Source organism: Nonomuraea sp. NPDC052116 (assembly GCF_040680035.1).
Taxonomy (GTDB): domain Bacteria; phylum Actinomycetota; class Actinomycetes; order Streptosporangiales; family Streptosporangiaceae; genus Nonomuraea; species Nonomuraea angiospora_A.
Genome location: NZ_JBFAWA010000005.1, coordinates 107,315 through 129,526 on the forward strand (window position 1 = coordinate 107,315; position 22,212 = coordinate 129,526).

The 22,212-nt window shown below is 70.5% G+C and carries 21 protein-coding genes; 7 read left to right on the forward strand and 14 right to left on the reverse strand.

Annotated features, from left to right (window positions below):
- Positions 1–133: 133 nt before the first annotated feature.
- Together purE and AB0L65_RS10790 are read right to left on the reverse strand one after the other, a co-directional pair.
- Positions 134–616 (reverse strand): 5-(carboxyamino)imidazole ribonucleotide mutase, encoded by a 483-nt coding sequence (gene purE / locus AB0L65_RS10785; protein ID WP_364243795.1) that lies wholly within the window; start codon positions 614–616, stop codon positions 134–136.
- An 88-nt stretch (positions 617–704) separates the two neighbouring features.
- Positions 705–1,853, reverse strand: a complete 1,149-nt coding sequence (locus AB0L65_RS10790) for a 5-(carboxyamino)imidazole ribonucleotide synthase (RefSeq protein ID WP_364243095.1) — start codon at positions 1,851–1,853, stop codon at positions 705–707.
- Positions 1,854–2,133: 280 nt separating this feature from the next.
- Between AB0L65_RS10790 and AB0L65_RS10795 the strand changes: the two genes are divergently transcribed.
- Positions 2,134–2,616, forward strand: a complete 483-nt coding sequence (locus AB0L65_RS10795) for a GtrA family protein (RefSeq protein WP_364243097.1) — start codon at positions 2,134–2,136, stop codon at positions 2,614–2,616.
- On the opposite strand, the gene AB0L65_RS10800 is transcribed toward AB0L65_RS10795, so the two are convergent.
- Entirely contained in the window at positions 2,600–3,880 is a 1,281-nt protein-coding gene (locus tag AB0L65_RS10800) for an ATP-binding protein (protein WP_192790161.1), read from the reverse strand. The genes AB0L65_RS10795 and AB0L65_RS10800 overlap by 17 nt on opposite strands.
- 3 nt (positions 3,881–3,883) lie before the next feature.
- A complete protein-coding gene (locus AB0L65_RS10805; RefSeq protein WP_043620820.1) occupies positions 3,884–4,552 on the reverse strand; it encodes a response regulator transcription factor in 669 nt (222 codons plus the stop codon).
- 203 nt (positions 4,553–4,755) lie between these two features.
- Here AB0L65_RS10805 and AB0L65_RS10810 point away from each other — a divergent pair, with 203 nt between their 5' ends.
- From AB0L65_RS10810 to AB0L65_RS10820, 3 genes are all read left to right on the forward strand, one after another.
- On the forward strand, positions 4,756–7,023 hold the full coding sequence (locus AB0L65_RS10810; protein ID WP_364243100.1) for a glycoside hydrolase family 95 protein: 2,268 nt from the start codon (positions 4,756–4,758) through the stop codon (positions 7,021–7,023).
- Between the two features lie 23 nt (positions 7,024–7,046).
- Positions 7,047–7,448: a MerR family transcriptional regulator gene (locus AB0L65_RS10815; RefSeq protein ID WP_364243103.1), complete on the forward strand. Its 402-nt coding sequence runs from the start codon at positions 7,047–7,049 to the stop codon at positions 7,446–7,448.
- 81 nt (positions 7,449–7,529) lie between these two features.
- Entirely contained in the window at positions 7,530–8,006 is a 477-nt protein-coding gene (locus AB0L65_RS10820; RefSeq protein ID WP_350728334.1) for an RICIN domain-containing protein, read from the forward strand.
- A gap of 73 nt (positions 8,007–8,079) precedes the next feature.
- Here the strand turns inward: AB0L65_RS10820 and bfr are convergent, their stop codons facing one another.
- The 7 genes from bfr to AB0L65_RS10855 all read right to left on the reverse strand — a co-directional run bounded on the left by bfr (position 8,080) and on the right by AB0L65_RS10855 (position 12,942).
- Complete coding sequence (gene bfr / locus AB0L65_RS10825; protein ID WP_355190676.1) at positions 8,080–8,565, reverse strand: bacterioferritin; 486 nt, start codon at positions 8,563–8,565, stop codon at positions 8,080–8,082.
- A gap of 15 nt (positions 8,566–8,580) precedes the next feature.
- Entirely contained in the window at positions 8,581–8,757 is a 177-nt protein-coding gene (locus tag AB0L65_RS10830) for a (2Fe-2S)-binding protein (protein WP_138669932.1), read from the reverse strand.
- Between the two features lie 104 nt (positions 8,758–8,861).
- A complete protein-coding gene (locus AB0L65_RS10835) occupies positions 8,862–9,482 on the reverse strand; it encodes an MBL fold metallo-hydrolase (protein WP_364243106.1) in 621 nt (206 codons plus the stop codon).
- Positions 9,483–10,568, reverse strand: a complete 1,086-nt coding sequence (locus tag AB0L65_RS10840) for an S-(hydroxymethyl)mycothiol dehydrogenase (RefSeq protein ID WP_350728332.1) — start codon at positions 10,566–10,568, stop codon at positions 9,483–9,485.
- A 15-nt stretch (positions 10,569–10,583) separates the two neighbouring features.
- Positions 10,584–11,549 (reverse strand): adenylate cyclase regulatory domain-containing protein, encoded by a 966-nt coding sequence (locus AB0L65_RS10845; RefSeq protein ID WP_364243109.1) that lies wholly within the window; start codon positions 11,547–11,549, stop codon positions 10,584–10,586.
- 4 nt (positions 11,550–11,553) lie between these two features.
- Positions 11,554–12,066 carry a PH domain-containing protein gene (locus tag AB0L65_RS10850; RefSeq protein ID WP_364243112.1) on the reverse strand — a complete coding sequence of 171 codons (513 nt, stop codon included), beginning with the start codon at positions 12,064–12,066 and terminating at the stop codon, positions 11,554–11,556.
- Between the two features lie 33 nt (positions 12,067–12,099).
- Positions 12,100–12,942, reverse strand: coding sequence for a biotin--[acetyl-CoA-carboxylase] ligase (locus AB0L65_RS10855; protein WP_364243115.1), 843 nt, complete (start codon positions 12,940–12,942; stop codon positions 12,100–12,102).
- 35 nt (positions 12,943–12,977) lie between these two features.
- On the opposite strand from AB0L65_RS10855, the gene AB0L65_RS10860 reads away from it, so the two are divergent.
- From AB0L65_RS10860 to AB0L65_RS10870, 3 genes are all read left to right on the forward strand, one after another.
- Complete coding sequence (locus AB0L65_RS10860; RefSeq protein ID WP_364243118.1) at positions 12,978–15,182, forward strand: FdhF/YdeP family oxidoreductase; 2,205 nt, start codon at positions 12,978–12,980, stop codon at positions 15,180–15,182.
- Complete coding sequence (gene fdhD / locus AB0L65_RS10865; protein WP_364243121.1) at positions 15,179–16,021, forward strand: formate dehydrogenase accessory sulfurtransferase FdhD; 843 nt, start codon at positions 15,179–15,181, stop codon at positions 16,019–16,021. The genes AB0L65_RS10860 and fdhD overlap by 4 nt, the downstream gene beginning before the upstream one ends.
- A 61-nt stretch (positions 16,022–16,082) precedes the next feature.
- The gene (locus AB0L65_RS10870) at positions 16,083–17,162 is read left to right on the forward strand and encodes an epoxide hydrolase family protein (protein ID WP_364243123.1); all 1,080 of its coding nucleotides are present in this window, start codon (positions 16,083–16,085) and stop codon (positions 17,160–17,162) included.
- A 9-nt stretch (positions 17,163–17,171) separates the two neighbouring features.
- On the opposite strand, the gene AB0L65_RS10875 is transcribed toward AB0L65_RS10870, so the two are convergent.
- The 3 genes from AB0L65_RS10875 to AB0L65_RS10885 form a co-directional block, all read right to left on the reverse strand.
- Positions 17,172–19,793: a phosphoenolpyruvate carboxylase gene (locus AB0L65_RS10875; RefSeq protein WP_364243126.1), complete on the reverse strand. Its 2,622-nt coding sequence runs from the start codon at positions 19,791–19,793 to the stop codon at positions 17,172–17,174.
- Between the two features lie 65 nt (positions 19,794–19,858).
- On the reverse strand, positions 19,859–21,409 hold the full coding sequence (locus tag AB0L65_RS10880; protein WP_364243797.1) for a hypothetical protein: 1,551 nt from the start codon (positions 21,407–21,409) through the stop codon (positions 19,859–19,861).
- A 25-nt stretch (positions 21,410–21,434) separates the two neighbouring features.
- The gene (locus AB0L65_RS10885; protein ID WP_364243129.1) at positions 21,435–22,199 is read right to left on the reverse strand and encodes an ABC transporter ATP-binding protein; all 765 of its coding nucleotides are present in this window, start codon (positions 22,197–22,199) and stop codon (positions 21,435–21,437) included.
- Positions 22,200–22,212 lie beyond the last annotated feature (13 nt).

A 22,212-nucleotide genomic window follows, 5' to 3' on the forward strand; every position in this document is an offset into this window, starting at 1 on the left:
ACAGCCCCCGACCGCCGTAGGCGCACCCCCCATCACGACCCCCGGCCGCCGTAGGCGCACCCCCCATCACGAGCCGTGGCCACCGTAGGCGCACCCCCCATCACGACCCTCGGCCGCCGTAGGCGGACCCCCGTCACGAGCCGAGGTTCGCGGCCTCCGCGCGGAGCTTCTCGCCCTTGGCGTACGCCTGCTCCTTCAACCGCACCTGGAACTCCTCCATCCGCTCCCGCAGCCCGGGGTCGGACGCGGCGAGGATGCGTACGGCCAGCAGCCCCGCGTTGCGGGCCCCGCCGACCGCCACCGTCGCCACCGGCACCCCGGCGGGCATCTGGACGATGGACAGCAGCGAGTCCATCCCGTCGAGGTACTTCAGCGGCACCGGCACCCCGATCACCGGCAGCGGCGTGACGGAGGCCAGCATGCCGGGCAGGTGCGCGGCTCCCCCGGCCCCGGCGATGATCACCTGGAGGCCCCGGGAGGCGGCCTGGCGGCCGTAGTCGATCATCTCGGTCGGCATGCGGTGCGCCGAAACCACGTCCGCCTCGAAGGGCACGCCGAACTCGGCGACCGCCTCCGCGGCGGCCTTCATGACCGGCCAGTCGGAGTCGCTCCCCATGACGATGCCAATGCTCACGATGCCACCTTCGGCGGCATCGTGAGCATTGGGACAAGGCTGTGTCTCATTGTTCGTTCGCTTCGCTCTCTCATGTGTACTCCCCGGTGGTGAGGTAGACGGCGGCGTGGCGGGCGCGGGCGCGTACCTCGTCGAGGTTGGAGCCGAGGGCCGTCACGTGGCCGATCTTGCGGCCGGGGCGCACCTCTTTGCCGTAGAAGTGCAGCTTGATGCCCGGATCGTGGGCCAGCACGTGCTCGTAGCGCTTGAACAGGCCGGGCTCCTCGCCACCGAGCAGGTTGGCCATGACGACGACCTGGGCGGTCATCTTGGGCGAGCCGAGCGGCAGGTCCAGCACCGCCCTCAGATGCTGCTCGAACTGCGACGTCGTCGAGCCCTCGATGGTCCAGTGGCCGCTGTTGTGCGGGCGCATGGCGAGCTCGTTGACCACGAGCCCGTTCGGCGTGTCGAAGAGCTCGACCGCGAGCAGCCCGGTCACGCCGAGCTCGTGGGCGATCTTCAGGCCGATGCGCTGCGCCTGCGCGGAGTCCTCGGGGTCCAGCCCGGGAGCGGGCGCGATGACCTCCACGCAGATGCCGTCCTGCTGCACGGTCTCCACGACCGGGTAGCTGACGCCCTGCCCGTGCGGCGAGCGGGCGACCAGCACCGCCAGCTCCCGCTCGAACGGCACGAACGCCTCCGCCAGCAGCTCGACCCCGGTCGCGAACGCCTCCGCGACCTCCTCGGCCGACCGGCACACCCACACGCCGCGGCCGTCGTAGCCGCCGCGCACCGACTTCAGGACCATCGGCCAGCCGTGCTGCTCCGCGAAGCGCGTGGCCTCTTCGGGCGACGACACCCGCGCCCACGCCGGGCACGGCACGCCGATCGCGGTCAGCCGCTCGCGCATGACGGCCTTGTCCTGGGCGTGCACGAGCGCGTCGGCCCCGGGGTGCACGGAGTGGCCGGCCTCGGTCAGGGCCCGGACGTGCTCGGTGGGCACGTGTTCGTGGTCAAACGTGATCGCGTCGCAGCCCTTGGCGAACTCGCGCAGATCGTCCAGATCGCGGTAATCTCCGACGCGCGTGTCGACGATCACTCGTGCGGCGCTCTCCTCCGGAGAGTTGGCCAGCACCCGCAGCTCGACGCCGAGCGCGATGGCCGGCGGCTGCGACATCCTGGCCAGCTGGCCTGCGCCGACGATGCCGACGACCGGCCCGATGGGGCTGTAGGAACTCACGCCAGGTGAGCTTACCGGGACGGAACGACTTTCCCGGACGCCCCGGGCTGGGCGGCCGTTCCGGGTCGCCTTCGCAGGCACGACCGCCCAGCGTTCCGCTCCGCCCGCTCATGCCGGGTCGCGGGCGATGTGCAACGCAGCGTAATGCCCAACTGTCGTAAATGCCGGGCATAGGACGATATTTCTAAGTGGTAAGTTCACCAGCCTGACGTCGGGCCTACACGGTGGCCGGTACGCTGAGTTGGGTCAGGCTCGTCGAAGGAAGGGACCGAGCAGAGACGTGGACTTCGCCAGACGCCTCTACGAGCGGTTCTCCTCCCTTGTGTACGAACTGGCCAAGTTCGGCAGCATCGGGGCCGTCGCCTTCCTGATCGACACCGGCCTCCTCAACCTCTGCAACGTGGGCCTCGGCTGGGGCCCGCTGACCTCCAAGGTCGTGGCGACGACGATCTCCACGACCTTCGCCTACATCGGCAACCGCTTCTGGACCTTCCGGCACCGCGACCAGAGCGGGCTGCGGCGCGAATACTTCCTGTTCTTCCTGCTCAACGGCATCGCGCTGCTGTTCGGCATGCTGACGATCGGCTTCACCACCTACACGCTCGACCTGCACGACCCGCTCAGCTTCAACATCGCCAACATCGTGGGCGTGGGGCTCGGCACGCTGTTCCGCTACTGGTCGTACAAGAAGTGGGTGTTCCTGGAGGCCACCGAACCCATCCCGATGGAGCTGCCCGAGACCGGGGTCAAGCAGGACCGCTGACCACGCGGGTCCTCGCGCCGTCGTCCTCGGCCGGACGCAGGAAGATGGCGAACGTCGCCGGGCGGCGCCGTACCAGCTCCAATCTGCCGCCGTCGGCCGCGGCCAGCGCGCGGGCGAGCGTCAGCCCGAGACCGGTGCCTCCGCCGCCGCTGACGTTCCGCTCGAAGATCTTGGGGGCGATCTCGTCGGCGATGCCCGGACCCTCGTCCGCGACCTCGATCACCACGTAGTTGTCGCCACTGGTCGAGGTGACGGTGACGTCGCCGCCGCCGTGGCGCAGGGAGTTCTCCAGCAGGGACGCGATCACCTGGCCGAAGCCGCCGGTGGTGGCCATCGCCTTCAGACCGCGGGCGCCTTCGAGCCGCAGGGTACGCCCCGCCTCCCGGAACACCGGCTCCCACTCCCTGATCTGCTGAATGATCACGTCGTCGATGGCGACCGGCTCGGCCTGGGCGTGGCGCTGGCGCCGCGCCGCCGCCAGCAGCTCGTCGATCACGGCGGTCAGCCGCTCCGCCTGCACGATCGCCGCCTCGCCCTCCTCCCGTACGACCTCCGGCTCGTCCGCGGCCGACACGATCTCCTCCAGGCGCATGGTGAGACCGGTCAAGGGGGTTCGGAGCTGGTGGGAGGCGTCGGTGGCGAACTCCCGCTCGCGGGTGAGCAGGTCGGAGATGCGGGTGGCGCTGCGGTCGAGCACTTGGGCCACCCGGTCGAGTTCGGGAATGCCGTAGCGGTGTTTGCTCGGCCGGGCGTCTCCGGAGCCCAGCCGCTCGGCGATCTTCGCCAGGTCCTGCAAGGGCAGCGTCAGCCGCCGGGACTGTACGACGGCCAGGCTCACGGCCACCGCCAGGGCGGCGACGGCCAGGGCCACGATGAGCAGGAGCCGGGCCCGTACGTCCTGTTCAACCTGGTCGCGATCGCGACTTATGCGGACATAGACGCCGGTGTTGGTCTGCGCGTCCTCGGTCATCAGGTGACCGGACGGCGGTGCGGTGCCGACCACGGTCACCCGCAAGGGGGTTCCGCGTTCCCAGATCTGGATGTACCTGCCGGGATACTTCTGCTCCAGTTGCTGGGGGTCGAGCGGCGTCTCCTGGACACGGGCGTACTCGACCTCTCCCACGAGGCGCTTGGCCTCCGCCCCGAGCTCCTGAGCCGCCTCGTCGACGATCAGTCGGCTGACGACGACACCCAGGGGGACCCCCAGCAGCAGAACCGCGATGACCGCGACGACCAGGGTTGAGGAGAGCAGTCGGCGGCGCATCTCCTACTCGCGTTCGAACCGGAAGCCGACTCCCCGGACGGTCGTGATGTAACGCGGTTTCGCGGCGTCGTCGCCGAGTTTGCGGCGTAGCCAGGAGATGTGCATGTCGAGGGTCTTGGTCGAACCCCACCAGTTCGTGTCCCAGACCTCGCGCATGATCTGCTCCCTCGTGACCACCTTTCCGGCGTCGCGGACGAGCACACGCAGCAGGTCGAATTCCTTCGTTGTCAGATGCAGCTCCTTTTCCCCCATCCACGCGCGGCGGGAGTCGGCGTCTATACGCACGCCCTGGACGACCGGAGTCTCGGAGGTGCCGCGCCGGAGCAGCGCCCGTACCCGGGCGAGCAGCTCGGCCAGCCTGAACGGCTTCGTCACGTAGTCGTCCGCGCCGGCGTCGAGGCCGACGACGGTGTCCACCTCGTCGACGCGAGCGGTGAGAATCAGGACCGGAGTGCCGTGGCCTTCGGCCCGGATGCGACGAGCCACCTCCAAACCGTCCATTTCGGGCAGTCCAAGGTCAAGAACGATGAGATCGATGCCGCCCGACAGAGCCCTTTCCAGGGCTTGCGGGCCGTCGGGGCTCACCTCGACCTGATAGCCCTCACGGCGCAGTGCACGCGCGAGCGGCTCGGAGATCGAGGTGTCATCCTCGGCGAGAAGTACGCAGGTCATGAAGCGATCGTAGGACCTTAAGCGATCGTTTCCCGGGCACAGCGCGCGGTTTGACTCGCAGTTGACCTATCCATTGACCTGGGCAAACGCGGCTAAATATCGGTTAGTCGGGATTAAATTACCGCGATTACCGAGAAACGAAAGCAATGGCGCCCCCGGCCGTCTGCCGTCCGGAAGAAATAATGTTGTTAACGTTGTCCCCCGTGACTGATCTGACCCTCTGGTACGACCGGCCGGCCACCGACTGGGAGACGCAGGCGTTACCCATCGGGAACGGCGCGCTCGGGGCGATGGTGTTCGGCGGGACGGACACCGAGCGGCTCCAGTTCAACGAGAAGAGCCTGTGGACGGGCGGCCCGGGATCGCGGGAGGGATACGACTTCGGCGACTGGACCGCTCCCCGGCCGGACGCGCTCGCCGAGGTCCAGGAGGCGCTGGATCGCGACGGGCGGATGGCGCCGGAGGAGGTGGCGGCCGCGCTGGGGCAGCCGAAGTCGGGCTTCGGCGCGTACCAGCCCTTCGGCGACCTCTGGCTGGACCTGGCCGCGCGGCCGGGCTCTCCCGCCGGCTACCGCCGGGAGCTGAGCCTGAGCGAGGCCGTGGCCAGGGTGACGTACACGGCGGACGGGGTGCGGCACTCGCGCGAGTACTTCGCCAGCCACCCCGGGAACGTGATCGCCGGGCGGGTCACGGCCGATCGGGCGGGCCAGGTGTCGTTCACGCTCCGGGTGTCGTCGCCGCACGAGGACGGGCGGGTCAGCGTCTCGGACGGGCGGCTGACGGTCCGCGGGCGGCTCGCGGACAACGGGATGGTGTTCGAGGCCCAGGTGCGGGTGGTCACGGAGGGCGGCAGCCGTACGGATGGGAGCGACCGGATCACGGTCACCGGGGCCGACAGCGCCGTGTTCGTGCTGTCCGCCGGCACCGACTACGCCCCCGCCCATCCGGACTACCGCGGACAGGACCCGCACGCGGCCGTCACCGCCGCCGTGGACCAGGCGGTGGCCCAGGGGTACGAGGCCCTGCGCCGCGCCCACCAGGCCGACCACGGGGAGCTGTTCGACCGCGTACGGCTGGACCTCGGCCGGCGGACGCCGTCGGTCCCGACGGACCGGCTCCGGGCGGCCTACACCGGGGGCGCCTCCGCCGACGATCGCGCGCTCGAAGCCCTCTTCTTCTCCTACGGCCGCTATCTGCTGATCGCCTCTTCGCGGGCCGGATCGCTGCCCGCGAACCTGCAGGGCGTCTGGAACCACTCCACCACCCCGCCCTGGGCCGGCGACTACCACGTCAACATCAACCTGCAGATGAACTACTGGCTCGCCGACCAGACGAACCTGGCCGAGACGGCGCAGCCGTACGTCGACTATGTCGCGGGCCTGGTGAAGCCGGGTGAGATCACGGCGCGGGAGATGTTCGGGGCGCGCGGGTGGCTGGTGCACAACGAGACGAACCCGTTCGGCTTCACCGGCGTGCACGACTGGGCCACGTCGTTCTGGTTCCCGGAGGCCGGGGCCTGGCTCACGCAGCAGCTCTACGACCGCTATCGCTTCAGCGCGGACGCGGGGTATCTCCGCGAGACCGCCTATCCGGTGATGAAGGGGGCGGCCGAGTTCTGGCTGGACACCCTGCGCACCGACCCCCGTGACGGGACGCTGGTCGTCTCGCCCAGTTACTCCCCCGAGCACGGGGACTTCTCGGCCGGGGCGTCGATGTCCCAGCAGATCGTCCGGGACCTGTTCACGAACGTGGCGGAGGCCGCGGACCTCTTGGGCGACACCGAGTTCGGCGAGCGGGTACGCGCCGCGCTGGCGAAGCTGGACCCGGGGCTGCGGATCGGGTCCTGGGGGCAGCTCCAGGAGTGGAAGGCCGACCGGGACGACCCGGAGAACACGCATCGGCACGTGTCCCACCTGTTCGGCCTGCATCCCGGGCGGCAGATCGCCGCGGGCAGCCACGAGGGCGAGGCGGCCAAGGTGTCGCTGACCGCCCGCGGGGACGGCGGCACCGGGTGGAGCAAGGCGTGGAAGATCAACTTCTGGGCTCGGCTGCTCGACGGGGATCACGCGCACCGGATGCTGAGCGAGCAGCTGAGGACGTCCACGCTGGACAATCTGTGGGACACACACCCGCCGTTCCAGATCGACGGAAATTTCGGGGCCTCCGCCGGCATGGCGGAAATGCTGGTGCAGAGCCAGCACGGCGAGATCCACGTACTGCCCGCTCTGCCCTCCGCCTGGCCCACGGGGTCGGTGCGCGGGCTGCGCGCCCGGGGCGACGTGACGGTGGACGTCTCGTGGCAGGACGGCGCCGCCGAGCGGATCACGCTGCACGTGGGGCGCTCGGGCCCGATCACGGTACGGACGGACCTGGCCGGACGCTGCCAAGCGCCCGGCGACGCGCGGCGCTCCGGGGACACGCTGAGCTGGGACGCCCAGGCCGGGACGGCCTACACCATCCTGGGGAGCTAGAGCCGGCTCGTATCCTGGGCGGCATGTCATCGGAGATCAGCATCGGCCGGCTCGCCGAACTCACCGGGCTGAGCGTGCACACGCTGCGCTTCTACGAGCGTGAGGGCCTCCTGCTCAACCCCGTGCGCCGCGGGCCGGGCGGGCGGCGGATCTACAGCGACGCGGACGCGCACTGGCTGACCACGTGCATCATCCTGCGCGCCTCGGGGATGCCGTTGCCCGCCATCCGGGAGTACACCGACCTCGTCAGGAACGGGACCGGGAACGAGGCGGAGCGCCTCACCATCATGCTGGAGCACCGGGAGCGCGTGCTGCGCCAGATGAGCGATCTCAACCGCTGCCTGGACCTCATCACCTACAAGGTCGGCGTGTACGAGGACGTCCTCTCCGAGACCACCGTCGCCGACTGCTCGCCCCAGGGCTGACCCCATAAGGGATCCGATCACAACAAAACGGGAATCGCGCGCGTCTCAGTGATCAATACCTCAACGGAAAGGGTCACTGACGTGGACGCCACCCCCACCAGATTGTTCGCCGTCGCCGCCACCGCCGCCCTGGCGCTGTCCCTGGCCGCCGCTCCCGCCTCGGCGGGGGCCAGCGGGCGGCTGATGAACGGCGCCACCGACCTCTGCCTGGCCGTGGGCAAGAGCGAGGTCAAGGCCGGCAAGAAGGTCATCCAGTGGACCTGCTCCGACAACAAGGACCAGCAGTGGATCTACAAGGGACGCAAGCTCGTCAACGCCAAGACCGGCATGTGCCTGGCGATCGCGCGCGGCTCCCAGGTCAAGGGCAAGTACGCGATCCAGTGGCCGTGCACGGACGGCGGGATCGAGCAGGAGTGGATCTACGACGACATGCAGCGCCTGCGCAACCGGGCCAGCGGCCTGTGCCTGGCGGTCGGCAAGGGCGAGCGCAAGAAGGGTAAGTGGATCATCCAGTGGACGTGCAGGGACACGGGAGAGCAGGCGTGGCTCTGGAGGTAAGGGGAAGGCGCCCCGTCCGGGGACGGGGCGCCTGCGGTGCCACAGAGCCGCTACTGGGCCGCCACTGGGCCGCTCAGTCGTCGGACGAGGGCGGTTCGGCGTAGCGGGCCAGGTAGAGCTGCTCGCCCAGGCTGCGGATGAGGCTGAGCTCCGTCTCCAGATAGTCGATGTGCTCCTCCTCGTCCTCCAGGATCTCCTCGAAAATCCGGGCCGAGGTGACGTCGCCCTTCTCGCGCATGAGCGCGATCGCCGGGCGCAGGCGCTGCACGACCGAGAGCTCGACCTCGAGGTCCGCCCTGAGCTGCTCCTCCACGGTCTGGCCGATGTGCAGGGTGCCCAGGCGTTGATAGTTGGGCAGGCCCTCCAGGAAGAGGATGCGATCGGTCAGACGCTCCGCGTGGCGCATCTCGTCGATCGACTCCGCACGGGTGTGCTCGGCGAGTTTCGTGTAGCCCCAGTTCTCCTGCATCTTGGCGTGCAGGAAATACTGGTTGATGGCGGTGAGCTCGGCGGTCAGCTGCTCGTTGAGCAGCTCGATGATCTGCTTGTCGCCCTGCATGAAACGGGCCCCTCGCTATGCGGTCGTCAGTTCTTCAGACCGTTTCAGGATTGCACAGATCTTCCGTACACATCGGGCACAGTCACCACCGGCACCAGTGGTGTCGCGAATCTGCTTCGCGCTCTTGGCCCCGGAGGCGATGCAGTCGTGCACCTCGTTTTCGGTCACAGCACGACAAATGCACACGTACATCCGGGGACAGGCCTCTCAAGCGAAGTGGGGGCACCTTTAGGTTAGGCACACCTAAGCTACCTCACTTCGGTAAGGCTTGCCTATGTTAGGTCGGCCACATCACGCTATCCACCTCGGGTGATCCATTCCTCCAGGTGGGGCGCCTCCGCGCCGATCGTGGTGGAGTCGCCGTGTCCCGTGTGCACGACGGTCTCCGGCGGCAGGGTCAGCAGCCGCTCCCCGATCGAGTCGATGATCGTGTCGAACGAGCTGTAGGACCGGCCGGTCGCCCCCGGACCGCCCTTGAAGAGCGTGTCGCCGCTGAACAGGGCGCCGAGGTCGGGGGCGTACAGGCAGACCGCGCCGGGCGCGTGGCCGGGGGTGTGGACGACCTCCAGCGCGATGCCGCCGACCTCGATCTTCTCGCCGTCGGCCAGCGGCTCGTACGAGGCCGTGGCCCCGTACTGCTGCTCCCACAGCACCTGGTCGGCGGGGTGCAGCCGGATGGGCGCCCCGGTGCGGTCGGCGAGGGGCTTGGCGGCGTTGATGTGGTCGTTGTGGGCATGCGTGCAGACGATGGCCTTGACCGTGCGCCCGCCCACCCGCTCGGCGATCGTCGCGGCGTCGTGGGCGGCGTCGATGACGACGACCTCGCGGGCGTCGCCGACCAGCCAGACGTTGTTGTCGACGTCCCAGGTGCCGCCGTCCAGCGAGAACGTGCCCGAGGTGATGACCCTGTCGATCATCTAGAACGTCACCACCGAACGCAGCACCTCGCCGCGGTGCATCTTCGCGAACGCCTCCTCGACCTGCCCGATCCCGATCGTCTCCGAGACGAACTTGTCGAGCGGCAGCCGGTTCTGCAGGAACAGGTCGATGAGCATCGGGAAGTCGCGCGAGGGCAGGCAGTCGCCGTACCAGGAGGACTTCAGCGCGCCGCCGCGCCCGAAGACGTCGAGGAACGGCAGCTCCAGCGTCATGTCCGGCGTGGGGACGCCGACCAGCACGACCGTGCCGGCCAGGTCGCGGGCGTAGAAGGCCTGCTTGTACGTCTCGGGGCGGCCCACCGCCTCGATAACCACGTCGGCGCCGAAGCCGCCGGTCAGATCGCGGATCGCCTCGACCGGGTCGCTCTCGCGGGAGTTGACGGTGTGGGTGGCGCCGAAGTCGCGCGCCCAGCCCAGCTTGCGGTCGTCCACGTCAACGGCGATGACCTTCGCGGCCCCGGCCAGCGAGGCGCCCAGGATCGCGGCGTCGCCGACGCCGCCGCAGCCGATGACGGCGACCGAGTCGCCGCGCGCCACGCCGCCGGTGTTGATCGCGGCGCCGATGCCCGCCATGACGCCGCAGCCCAGCAGGCCCGCGACCTGCGCGGGCGCCTCGGCGGAGACCTTGGTGCACTGGCCCGCGGCGACCAGCGTCTTCTCCAGGAACGCGCCGATGCCCAGCGCGGGCGACAGCACCGTGCCATCCTTGAGCGTCATCTTCTGGGTGGCGTTGTGGGTGGCGAAGCAGTACCACGGGCGGCCGCGCAGGCACGCGCGGCACTGGCCGCACACCGCGCGCCAGTTGAGGATCACGAAGTCACCGGGCTCGACCTCGGTGACACCCGGGCCGACCGCCTCGACGACGCCCGCGGCCTCGTGGCCGAGCAGGAACGGGAAGTCGTCGTTGATCCCGCCCTCGCGATAGTGCAGGTCGGTGTGGCAGACCCCGCAGGCCTGCACGTTGACGACCGCCTCGCCGGGACCTGGGTCCGGCACCACGACCGTCTCGAGCGAAACTTCCTGACCCTTGGCCCGGGCGACGACGCCCTGCACTTCGTACGGCATGCCAGCCATCTTGTGTCAGGAGGATGATCTCCGCAAGAGATAGGGCTGGACCACGCCGAGCCCTCTCGCGGGCCGGCGCCTGATCTTGTGCAGAGCGAACCCCTCCAGCCCTTCGGCCAGCGCGGAATCGACCAGGATCGTGCCCGGCCGGGCGATGGCGGTGAGCCGGGCGGCCAGGTTGACGGTGGTGCCGAAGACGTCGCCCATGGTGGGCAGGACCGGCCCGTACGCCAGGCCCACGCGCAGCTCGACGCCCGACTCGACCAGGTCGAGCGCGATCCCCGCGGCCTGGGCCGGACTCGGGGCGGTGAACAGCACCTCGTCGCCCAGCGTCTTGACCAGCCGGGCGCCGTGGGAGGCCACCACGTCGGAGGCCCGCGCCTCGAACCCCTCGACCAGCTCGGCCAGCTCCTTCTCGTCGAGCTCGCGGCTGCGCCTGGTGAACGAGACCAGGTCCGCGAACCCCACCGCCATCGCCACCCGGGTCGGCACCAGCTCGTCGCTGCCGTCGGCGATGGCCAGCAGCCGGGTGCCGGCGGCGGCGAGCTGGGCCCGCCAGACGTGGACCAGCACCTGCTCGAAGTCGGGCATCAGCTCCTGCGCCGCCCCGAGCACCTTGGCCAGGTCGTCCTCCGAGGGCTCCGGCGGCAGCATCGCGCCGATCATGATCTCGGCCTGCCACTGCGCCAGCCTGGCCGTGGTCTGGCCGAGCGCGCGGGCCATGCGGATGACGGTCTGCTCGTCGAGCAGGCCGCCGTCGAGCATCCGGCGCACCCGGCGCAGCGCCGCCACGTCGGCGTCGGTGAACGCCACGGCGCCGTCGGCCCGCTGCGCGAACCCGAGCGCCCGCCAGATGCGCTCGGCCAGCTCCTGCGACACCCCGGCCTTGGCCGTGACCTGCTCTTTCGTGAAGCGGGCCGGCGAGCCGACGAGCAGGCGTTCGATCTCTTCGGCGGTCGGCCGGCTGGGGGGACGGCTCACGCGGTCACTGGCCGTCGACCTCGCCGTCGGAGGCGTCCTCGACGAGCCTGAACAGGTCGGTGCGGACGTCCTGGATCTTGGGGATGTCACGCAGCACGATCTCGCCCCGGTCCCCCGCGGACTCGACGGTCAGCGTGCCGCAGCCGAGCAGGCGCTCGAAGAACGTCTGGTCGGAGCTGACCGTGTTGACCTTGGTGATCGGGATCTCGTCGGTCGACTTGTTGAGCACGCCGGTGCTGATCGTGAAGCGGTGGGTGGTGAGCACGTAGCCGGTGTTGACCCACCGCAGGTAGGGGACAAGCGACCAGATCGTCAGCAGGATGAGGCCGATGACGACGACGGCGATCCTGGCGTAGAACGCGTACTCCCAGCCGCCGGGGATTAAGAACATCGCCGCGCCCGCGGCGACGACGATGAGAACCAGCGCGAGGAAGGGGAGCACGAGTCGCTTCCAATGGGGATGGAAGGACCGGATGCGCCGCTCACCCTGCGTCAGATGATGGTCGGGAAGGGTCATGGCCAAATCGTGCCACCATCGCCGCCGCGGCGGCTACGCTCCCGGCGGATCAGGTCGGTCCGCCGGGCGGACGTGCACCACGTCGCCCGCGCTCAGCGTGTAGCGCTCCCCCTCCGACTCCACCTGCAGGTGCCCGAACTGGTCGATCCCCGTGGCCGTCCCGGTGACCGCCTGCCGGCCCGGCAGCTCCACCCTGACCCGCCGACCGACCGTGGCGCTGGCCGCCAGGTACGCCGGGCGCAGCCCGCACGCCTCGGCGTCGCCCTTCGCGTCGGTCCACTCCCTGTAGTGGCTCTCGACCTCCCTGAGCACGGCCCTGAGCAGCGGGTCGCGGTCGAGGCAGGCCGCCTCCTCGATGCCCAGCGACGTGGCCGTCTCGACGGGCAGCTCCTCCGGCCTGAGCGACACGTTCAGGCCCATGCCGATGACGACGCCGCTCTCCGCCCGCTCGGCCAGGATCCCGGCCAGCTTGCGCTCGCCGATCAGCAGGTCGTTGGGCCACTTCACGCGTACGTCCACCTCGGCCAGGCGGCGCAGGGCGGAGGCGGTGGCGACGCCGTACAGGAGCGTCAGCCAGCCCTGCGCGGTGGCCGGCACGTCCGGTTTGAGGAGGATCGAGAACGTCAGGCCCGAGCGCGGCGGCGCCGTCCAGGTGCGGCCCAGCCGGCCGCGGCCCGCCAGCTGCGACTCCGCCACCAGCACCGTCCCCTCCGGGGCTCCGGCGTGGGCGGCCTCGGCGAGGTCGGCGTTGGTGGAGCCGGTGCTCTCCACGACGGTGATGCCGGTCCACAGGGAGCCGGGGCGGACCAGCGCGCGGTTGAGCGCCGCCTCGGAGAGCGGCGGCCGGTCGAGGTCGGAGTAACGCGAGTCGGGCATCCCTCTATCTTTGCAGCCAGGAGGAAGATGGAGACATGAGCAAGCTCCTGGATCCGCGTAACTGGGCCTCCTGGCGACCGTTCGGCATCGGGCTGCGCAAGCCGAACAACTACCTGGAGCTGTGGAAGGCGTTCAGGTCGGTCAAGGGCAACCGGGGTTACGCGTGGCGGATACTCAACCAGGGCACGTGTGACGGGTGCGCGCTGGGCACCCAAGGCATGAGGGATTGGACGATGGACGAGATCCATCTGTGCAACATCAGGCTGCGGCTGCTGCCGCTGAACACGATGCCCGCCCTGGACATCACACTTTTGCGGGATATTTCTGGACTCGTCGGCAAGAAGAGCGCCGAGCTCCGCGAGCTGGGGCGGCTGCCGTACCCCATGCTGCGCCGCGCGGGCGAGCCGGGCTTCACCCGGATCTCCTGGGACGAGGCGCTGCGCGTGGCCGCTGACGGCCTGCGGGACGCGCGCTTCGGCGCCTACCTGACCAGCCGCGGCGTGCCGAACGAGAACTACTACGCGGCCCAGAAGGCCGTACGCGCGCTCGGCACCAACAGCGTCGACAACGCCGCCAGGATCTGCCACTCGCCGTCCACGGTCGCACTCAAGCAGACCATCGGCGCGGCGGCCACGACCTGCTCGTACACCGACTGGATCGGCTCCGACCTGATCGTCTTCATCGGCTCCAACCCGTCGAACAACCAGCCGGTCGCGATGAAGTACCTCTACCACGCCAAGAAGGCCGGCACCCGGATCGCGATGGTCAACGCCTACCGCGAGCCCGGCATGGACAAGTACTGGGTGCCGTCGAACGCCGAGTCCGCCGTGTTCGGCACGAAGATCACCGACGAGTTCTTCGGCGTGAACGTGGGCGGCGACATCGGCTTCCTCAACGGCGTGCTCAAGCACCTGATCGAGAACGACTGGGTGGACAAGGAGTTCGTCGACCAGCGGACCACGGGCTTCGAGGAGCTGCGCCGGGAGCTCGCGGGGCAGACGTGGGAGGAGTTGGAGGCGCTGTCCGGGGCCTCCCGCGACGACATGCTCCGCCTGGCCACGCTGCTGGGCGAGGCCAGGTCGGCGGTGCTGGTGTGGTCGATGGGCATCACGCAGCACGCCTACGGCGAGGACAACGTCCGCTCGATCGTGAACCTGGCGCTGGCCAGGGGCTTCGTCGGGCGCGACAAGTGCGGGCTGATGCCGATCCGGGGGCACAGCGGCGTGCAGGGCGGGGCCGAGATGGGCGCGTACGCGACCGGCCTGCCCGGCGGGCTGCCGATCACGCCAGAGAATGCCGCGAAATTTACGGAGATGTGGGGGTTCGAGGTCCCGACCACGCCCGGTCTGACCGCGACCGACATGATCGACGCGGCCCACCGCGGCGAGCTCGACGCGCTGGTGTCGAGCGGCGGCAACTTCCTGGAGGTCCTGCCCGACCCGGCCTACTGCCGCGAGGCGCTGTCGCGGCTGCGGCTGCGGGTGCACATCGACATCGTGCTGTCGTCGCAGATGCTGGTGCCGAGTGAGGGCGACGTGCTGCTGCTGCCCGCGCAGACCCGCTACGAGATGGTCGGCGGCGTGACCGAGACCTCCACCGAGCGCCGGATCATCTTCTCTCCCGAGGTCGAGGGGCCGCGCATCGGCGAGGCGTGGCCGGAGTGGAAGATCTTCACGGAGCTGGCCGCCCGCACAAACCCCGAAATTTCGTCAAAAATCGCCTTCAGTGGCACTCCGCAGATCCGGGCCGAGATCGAGCGCGCCGTCCCCTTCTACCGCGGCATCGCGGACCTGCGGAAGTTCGGCGACAACGTCCAGTACGGCGGCCGCCACCTGTTCGCCGACGGCCGCTTCCAGACCCCCGACGGGCTGGGCCGCTTCAGCGTCGTCCGGCCTCCGGCGCTGAAGCGCCCCGACGGCGCGTTCATGGTGGCCACCAGGCGCGGCAAGCAGTTCAACAGCATGGTCCACGAGCGCCGCGACGGCTTCAACGGCGCGATGCGCGAGGCCGTGCTGATGAGCGAGTACGACGCCGACCGCCTGGGCCTGCCCGACGGCGCCCCGGTCGAGCTGCGCTCGGGCGAGCGCACCTACCGCGGCAAGATCCTGCGGGCCCCGCTCATGCCGGGCAACCTGCAGATCCACTGGCCCGAGGGCAACGTCCTGCTGGACGAGTCCCGCCGCTCCCCGGACGCGCGGATCCCCGACTACAACGCCCTCGTCACCGTGCGGCCGCTGTGAGCACGCGTCCGGGGCCCACCACGCGCGTCAGGATCATGGAGCTGTCCGGCTCCACCACCAGGGAGCGGCGCGACTACCTGGCCACCGAGGAGCCGCTGGAGATCCGGCTCACCGCGGCCGACGGCACACGCAAGACCATGGCCATCACCATGCGCACCCCCGGGCACGACTTCGAGCTGGCCGCCGGGTTCCTGCACGGCGAGGGCCTGGCCGGTCCCGGTGACATCGCCGCCATCGCGTACTGCACCGACGAGGACCTCCCACCCGAGGCCCGCTACAACACGGTGACCGTGCGCCTGCGCGGCCCCATCCCCGACCTGCCCGCGCTGGATCGCCACTTCCTCACCTCCAGCGCGTGCGGCGTCTGCGGCTCGGCCAGCCTGGAGGCGCTGCACGACCGCTGCAAGCCGGTCCCCAGGGGCCGGCTCGACCTCACCCCCGAGCTCCTGTACGGGCTGCCGGACGCGTTGCGCGCCGCCCAGGGCGGGTTCGGCAAGACCGGCAGCCTGCACGCGGCCGGGCTGTTCTCGGCCACGGGCACACTGGTGGCGGTGCGGGAGGACGTGGGCCGCCACAACGCGGTGGACAAGCTGGTCGGCTGGGCGGGGCTGAACGAGCGGCTGCCGCTGGCCGAGCACGTGCTCATGGTCAGCGGGCGGACCAGCTACGAGATCATGCAGAAGGCGCTGGCCGCCGGGATCCCGGCGGTGTGCGCGGTCTCGGCGCCGTCGTCGCTCGCGGTGGAGCTGGCCAGGGAGTTCGGCATCACGCTCGTGGGGTTCCTGCGCGGAGAGCGCTGCAACGTCTATGCGGGATCGGAGCGGATTCTAGTGGAATGAATCATTCCGTTCTGCTATTCTGGAACAGAACAAACCGTTCCGCATGTTCCGGGAGCCTTCCATGAGCATCAGCCCCTTCCGCGTCGAGATCTCCCAGGCCGACCTCGACGACCTCCAGGCCCGCCTCGCCCTGACCCGCTTCACCCACGAGATCCCCGGCGTCGACCAGGGCGTCAGCGTCGAGCGGGTCAAGCGCCTGGTCGGCTACTGGCGGGACGGCTTCGACTGGCGCGCGCAGGAGGCCAGGCTCAACGCCCACCCGCAGTTCACCACCGAGATCGACGGCCAGAACATCCACTTCATCCACGTGCGCAACGACAACCCCGACGCCCTGGCGCTGATCCTCACCCACGGCTGGCCCGGCTCGATCGCCGAGTACCTCGACGCCATCGAGCCCCTGTCGCGCCACTTCCACCTGGTCATCCCGTCGGTCCCCGGCTACGGCTTCTCCGGCCCCACCGTCGAGCTGGGCTGGAACAACCAGCGCATCGCCAGGGCGTGGGCCGAGCTGATGGCCCGCCTCGGCTACACCCGCTACGGCGCGGTCGGCAACGACGGCGGCTCGATGATCTCGCCCGAGGTCGGCAGGATCGACCCGGACCACGTCGTGGGCGTGCACGTCACGCAGCTGTTCTCCTTCCCCTCCGGCGACCCGGCCGAGTTCGCCGGGCTGAGCGAGGAGGACCAGGCCGGGCTGGCCGTGCTCGACTGGTTCTGGAAGGAGAAGGGCGCTTTCAACGTGCTGCACTCGCAGCAGCCGCAGACCCTCGCCCACGCCCTCGCCGACTCCCCCGCCGGGCTCCTGGGCTGGCTCGCCCAGCTCTTCGACGAGGACCTGGACGACGACTTCGTGCTCACCAGCGCCGCGATCTACTGGTTCACCGGGACCGCCGGCTCGGCCATCCGGCAGTACTGGGAGAACGCCCGCGCGGAGCAGCCCAAGGAGCCCACCACCGTGCCGACCGCGCTGGCGATGGCCGAGGGCGACTTCACGTCCATCCGCCGCTTCGCCGAGCGCGACCACGCCAACATCGTCTCCTGGAAGACGCTGCCGGCCCCGGCGCACGGCCACTACACCGCGCACACCGCGACGGAGGCCCTCACCTCCGACGTCGCCGCCTTCTTCGAGGGCCTCCGCTAGACCGCCGGATCAGCCGGTGTTCTGCAGGCCGGCGGCGACGCCGTTGACCGACAGGAGCAGGAGCGTGGACAGGCGTTCGCGCTCCTGCTCCGACGGGTTGCCGGTGCGCAGCGCGCGCAGGGCCCGCAGCTGGAGGTGCGAGAGCGCGTCCACGTACGGGTCGCGGAGCTGGACGGCGCGCGAGAGCACCTTCCGGTTCTCCAGCAGCCGCGTGTGGCCGGTGACCCGCAGCACCAGGTCGCGGGTCCGGTCGTACTCCTCCAGCACCTGCTGGGCGAAGTCCTCCCGGCCGCCCAGCGCCAGGTAGCGCTTGGCGATCGAGCGGTCGGTCTTGGCCAGCGACATCTCGGCGTTGTCCAGCATCGCGTTGAACAGCGGCCACTCCGCGTAGGCCGCCCGCAGCTCCTCCAGGGAGCCGACCGAGGCCAGGCCGGTGCCGAGGCCGTACCAGCCGGGCAGGTTGACCCGCGTCTGCGCCCACGCGAACACCCACGGGATCGCCCGCAGGTCGTCGAGCGAGCGCGGCGCGCCGAGCCCGCGGCGCGCCGGGCGCGAGCCCAGGCGCAGCGTGCCGATCTCCTCCAGCGGGCTGACCAGGCCGAACCACTCGGGGAAGCCCGGCGCCTCGGTCAGCGCGCGGTACGCCTGCTCCGACGCCGTGGCCACCTGCTCGGCCAGGCCCCGGAAGCGCTCGGCGGCGGCCGCGGTGCGGGCGCCGACCGTGGGCGAGGAGGCCATCAGCACGGCGTTGGCCACCTGCTCCAGGTGGCGGCGGGCGATCGCGATGTGGCCGTAGCGGGCGAAGATGACCTCACCCTGCTCGGTGACCTTGAACCGGCCGGCGACCGAGCCCGGCGCCTGGGCCAGCACCGCGCGGTTGGCCGGGCCGCCACCACGGCCCAGCGCGCCGCCACGACCGTGGAACATCCGCAGCTTGACGTCGTGCTTGGCCGCCCAGGCCGTCAGCTCCTCCTGCGCCTCGTAGAGCCGGAGCGTGGCGGCCGCGGGGCCGAGCTCCTTGGCCGAGTCGGAGTAGCCCAGCATGATCTCCATGCGCCGCCCGGTGGTCTCCAGGCGCGCCCGCATCGCCGGGATCTCGAGCATCCCGGTCAGCACGTCCGGCGAATTGGCCAGGTCCTGGCCCGACTCGAACAGCGGCACGACGTCGAGCACCGGCGCCCGCTCGCCGAGCGCGTGCCTGGCCAGCTCGTAGACGGCCGCGATGTCGTCGGCCGAGCGGGTGAAGGAGACCACGTAGCGGGAGCAGGCCGTGACCCCGAAGCGCTCCTGGATCCAGGCGATCACCCGGATCGTGGCCAGCACCTCCTCGGTGCGCTCCGACAGCTCGCCGCCGGCCCTGATCTCCTCCAGGGCGGCCGCGTGCACCTGGGAGTGCTGGCGCACCTCCAGCTCGGCCAGGTGGAAGCCGAACGTCTCGACCTGCCAGATGAGGTGCTGCAGCTCCCCGTACGCCTGCCGCGGCGCCGAGGCGGCCAGCGACTCCTGCGCCACGCGCAGGTCGTCCAGCAGCTCGGCCGGCGCGCGGTAGGCCAGGTCGAGGTCACGTCGGTGGGTCGCGGCGATGCGCGCGGCCACGAACAGCAGCCACTGCCGGTGCGGCTCGCGCGGCGAGCGGGTGGCCAGCTCGGAGACCACGTCGGGGTAGGCGTCCACGGCCTCGGCCAGCGCCGACTTGAGCGCGGGCGAGGGGGCGGCGAGCTGGACGGAGGAGGTCAACGTGCGGGCGATGCGCGTGCAGGCGGTCTCCAGGGCCGTCAGCACGTGCTCGGACTGGATCTGGATGGTCTCGCGGGTGACCCTGGCCGTGACGTTGGGGTTGCCGTCGCGGTCGCCGCCGATCCAGCTGCCGTACCGGATGAACGGCCTGGCCTGCGGCGGGCGCGTGCCGGTGCGCTCGTCGAGCGCGGCGTCCAGCGAGCGGTAGACCTGCGGCACCATGCGGAACAGCGTCTCGTCGAAGGCGGCCATCGCGGTGCGCACCTCGTCGAGCGGGTCGAGCTTGGTCGAGCGGAGCTGGGCCGTGCGCCACAGGAGGTCGATCTCCTCCAGCATGCGGCGCTTGTTCTCGGCGCGCTCGCTGGCGCCGCGGCCGGGCGTGTTGTACTCGGTGAGCTGGCCGCTGATGCGCTGGATGGCGGTGACGACCGCGCGCCTGCGTGCCTCGGTGGGGTGGGCGGTCAGCACCGGGTGCAGCTCCAGGCCCTCCAGCAGCTCGGTGACCCGCTCGTGGCCCAGTTCCTGTACGGCCTGGGCCAGCGACTCCCGCTGGACCCTGCCCTCGGCGTCCCGCTCGCGTAGTGTGCGGATCCGGTAATGTTCCTCGGCCAGGTTGGCCAGGTGGAAATAGCAGGTGAACGCGCGGGCGACCGCAACGGCCCGCTCGATCTCCCATTCGGCGACCATGGCGGTGATCTCATCGGCCGAGACCTCGCCCTTACGTGCTGCGATGACTGCCTTGCGCAGCCGTTCGACGTCGGCCAGCAGGTCTTCGCCACCCTGTTCGGCGAGCACCTGGCCGAGCAGTTTGCCGAGCAGCCGCACATCGTGGCGTAGCTCGTCCGGCATCTCGGTAACGGCGGCGCTGCGACGCTCGAGCCCCTGGTCAATCATGCTTCGAAGGGTATCGAGTCGCTCAGGGAAGCCGTAGACCGGTCTCGCCCATTGGACTAGACCATTCAACTACCTTTGGAAACGGCCCCCAGCAGCTCCGGCATCCGGGCGAATCCGATCCTGGCGGCCAGGCGCCTGCCGAGCGTCTCCGCCAGCACCCCGTAGAACGGCGCCACCGCGCACACCCAGAACCAGCCGAACGCCAGCGGCACCACGAACGGCAGCGACAGCAGCGCGATGCCGAGCGTGGCCCCCATGGCGGAGGCGAACGCCTGGCCGCCCTGCCCGGGCGCGGAGCCGCTGAAGGCGTTCATCCGTTCGGGCACGGTGTACGGGACCACCACGCTGGTCACCGACCCGACGCCGAGCCCGACGCCGAGCGCGCCCCACCCGGCCAGCGCCGCCGGGACGATCATGCCGGGATGGCCGGTGAACAGGCCGGTGGCCACCGCGATCACGGTGAGCAGCGGCACGGCGATCAGCGCGTTGGCCAGGTGACGCCCGGCCAGGTCGGTGGCCAGCCCGCGCTCGGAGCCGAACACCACGGCGTTCATCCACAACGAGCGGCCGTCGATGCCGAACGCGTTGCCCGACTGCAGCGCGATCATCAGGGCGCCGACGCAGGTGAGCACGATCGGCACGCCCTCCGCGCCACCCGTGTTCCTGCTCAGCGAGAACGCCAGCACGGCGGTGACCACGACCGCGCTGAACCAGCCGACGCGGAACCTGGGCTCCCGCCGGATGTACTTCAGCTCCTTCGTCACCACGGCCGCCAGCGGCCCGTCCGGCAGGAACCTGTCGACCAGGCCGCTCTCCTTGCGCACGGACGCGGCCTGGGTGGAGACGTCGGGCGTCACCAGGGCCCGGCCCAGCGCCTTGATCCACAACCAGCCCAGCGCCACCACGATCACGGCCACCAGCGCCAGCTCGGCCAGCCCGGCCAGGCCGCCGTCGGCCATCGCGTGCGCCGCCATGCCCGGCGGCGTCCACCTGAGCACGCCCGCCAGCTGGCGCAGCATGGCCTCGGGGTCGCCGAGGCCGCGGTTCATCACGAGGTTGGGCAGCTGCGCGAGCACCACCACCAGCAGCGCGGCCACGGCCAGCACGTCACGGCCCCGCCGGGTGCGCAGCGCGCTGGAGAGCGAGGTGGTGATCAGCCGCGACGTCACCACGCACAGCGCGAACTGCAGCAGCACGGCCGGCACCCCGAGCAGCACGCCGCCGACGCCCGACGCCACCCCCACCAGCGCGCCGGCCGTGACGATCAGCATGGCGAGCGGCCAGACCCCGGTCACGGACGCGGTGAACATGCCGACCGCGAGCTGCCCGGTGCGCAGCGGCAGGAGCGACAGCTTCGCCGGGTCGAGCGTGTCGTCCAGGCCGAACGCCATCAGCGGCACGATCATCCAGCCGATCAGGAAGGACGTGAACGCGATGATCACCAGGTCGGCGGCGATGTCGTGGGGCGCCAGCCGGAGCAGGCTCATCAGGAAGAAGCCGAGCACGGCCAGGCCGGTGGCGATGAGCAGGGTGAAGACGAAGCCGAGCTTGCGCTGGAGGTCTCCGCGCAGGTTTCCGGCCAGCAGCCGGAGCTTGAGCTGCGCGAACAGGGCCACGGTGGTCAACGGGACTCCTCGGGTGTCACCTGGGGTTGGCGCCGAGCCAGGTGAGGCCCTCGCCGTTGTCGCGCGATCCGCCGACCAGCTCCAGGAACACCTGGTTGAGGCTGCGTCCGCCGCGTACGTCCGCCAGCGGGCCCTGCGCCACGATGTGGCCCGCGCTCATCACCGACACCCAGTCGCACAGCCGCTCGACCAGGTCCATCACGTGACTGGAGAAGATCACCGTCGAGCCGGACGCCGTGAAGCGCCGGAGCACGTCGGTGAGCGTGTTGGCGCTGACCGGGTCGACGCCTTCGAACGGCTCGTCCAGGAAGAGCACGGACGGGTTGTGCAGCAGCGCGGCGGCCAGGCCGATCTTCTTGCGCATGCCGGTGGAGTAGTCGATGACGAGCTTGTCGGCGGCGTCGGTCAGGTCCATCACGGCCAGCAGCTCGCCCGCGCGCTGCTCGACGTCGGCCTTGGGGATGCCGCGCAGCCGGCCGTTGTAGAGGAGCAGCTCGCGGCCCGACAGCCGCTCGAACAGCCGCAGCCCTTCCGGCAGCACCCCGATGCGCGTCTTGACCTCCACGGGGTCGCGCCACACGTGGAACCCGTCGACCTCGGCCGTGCCGCCGTCGGGCCGGAGCAGCCCGGTGATCATGCTGAGCGTGGTGGTCTTGCCCGCGCCGTTGGGCCCGACCAGGCCCGCGAAGCTCCCCGACGGCACCACCAGATCGACGCCCGCCACCGCGACCTGCGGCCCGTAGCGCTTGAACAGCCCGTGCGTGCGAACCGCATCCGTCATGGATCCACTCTAG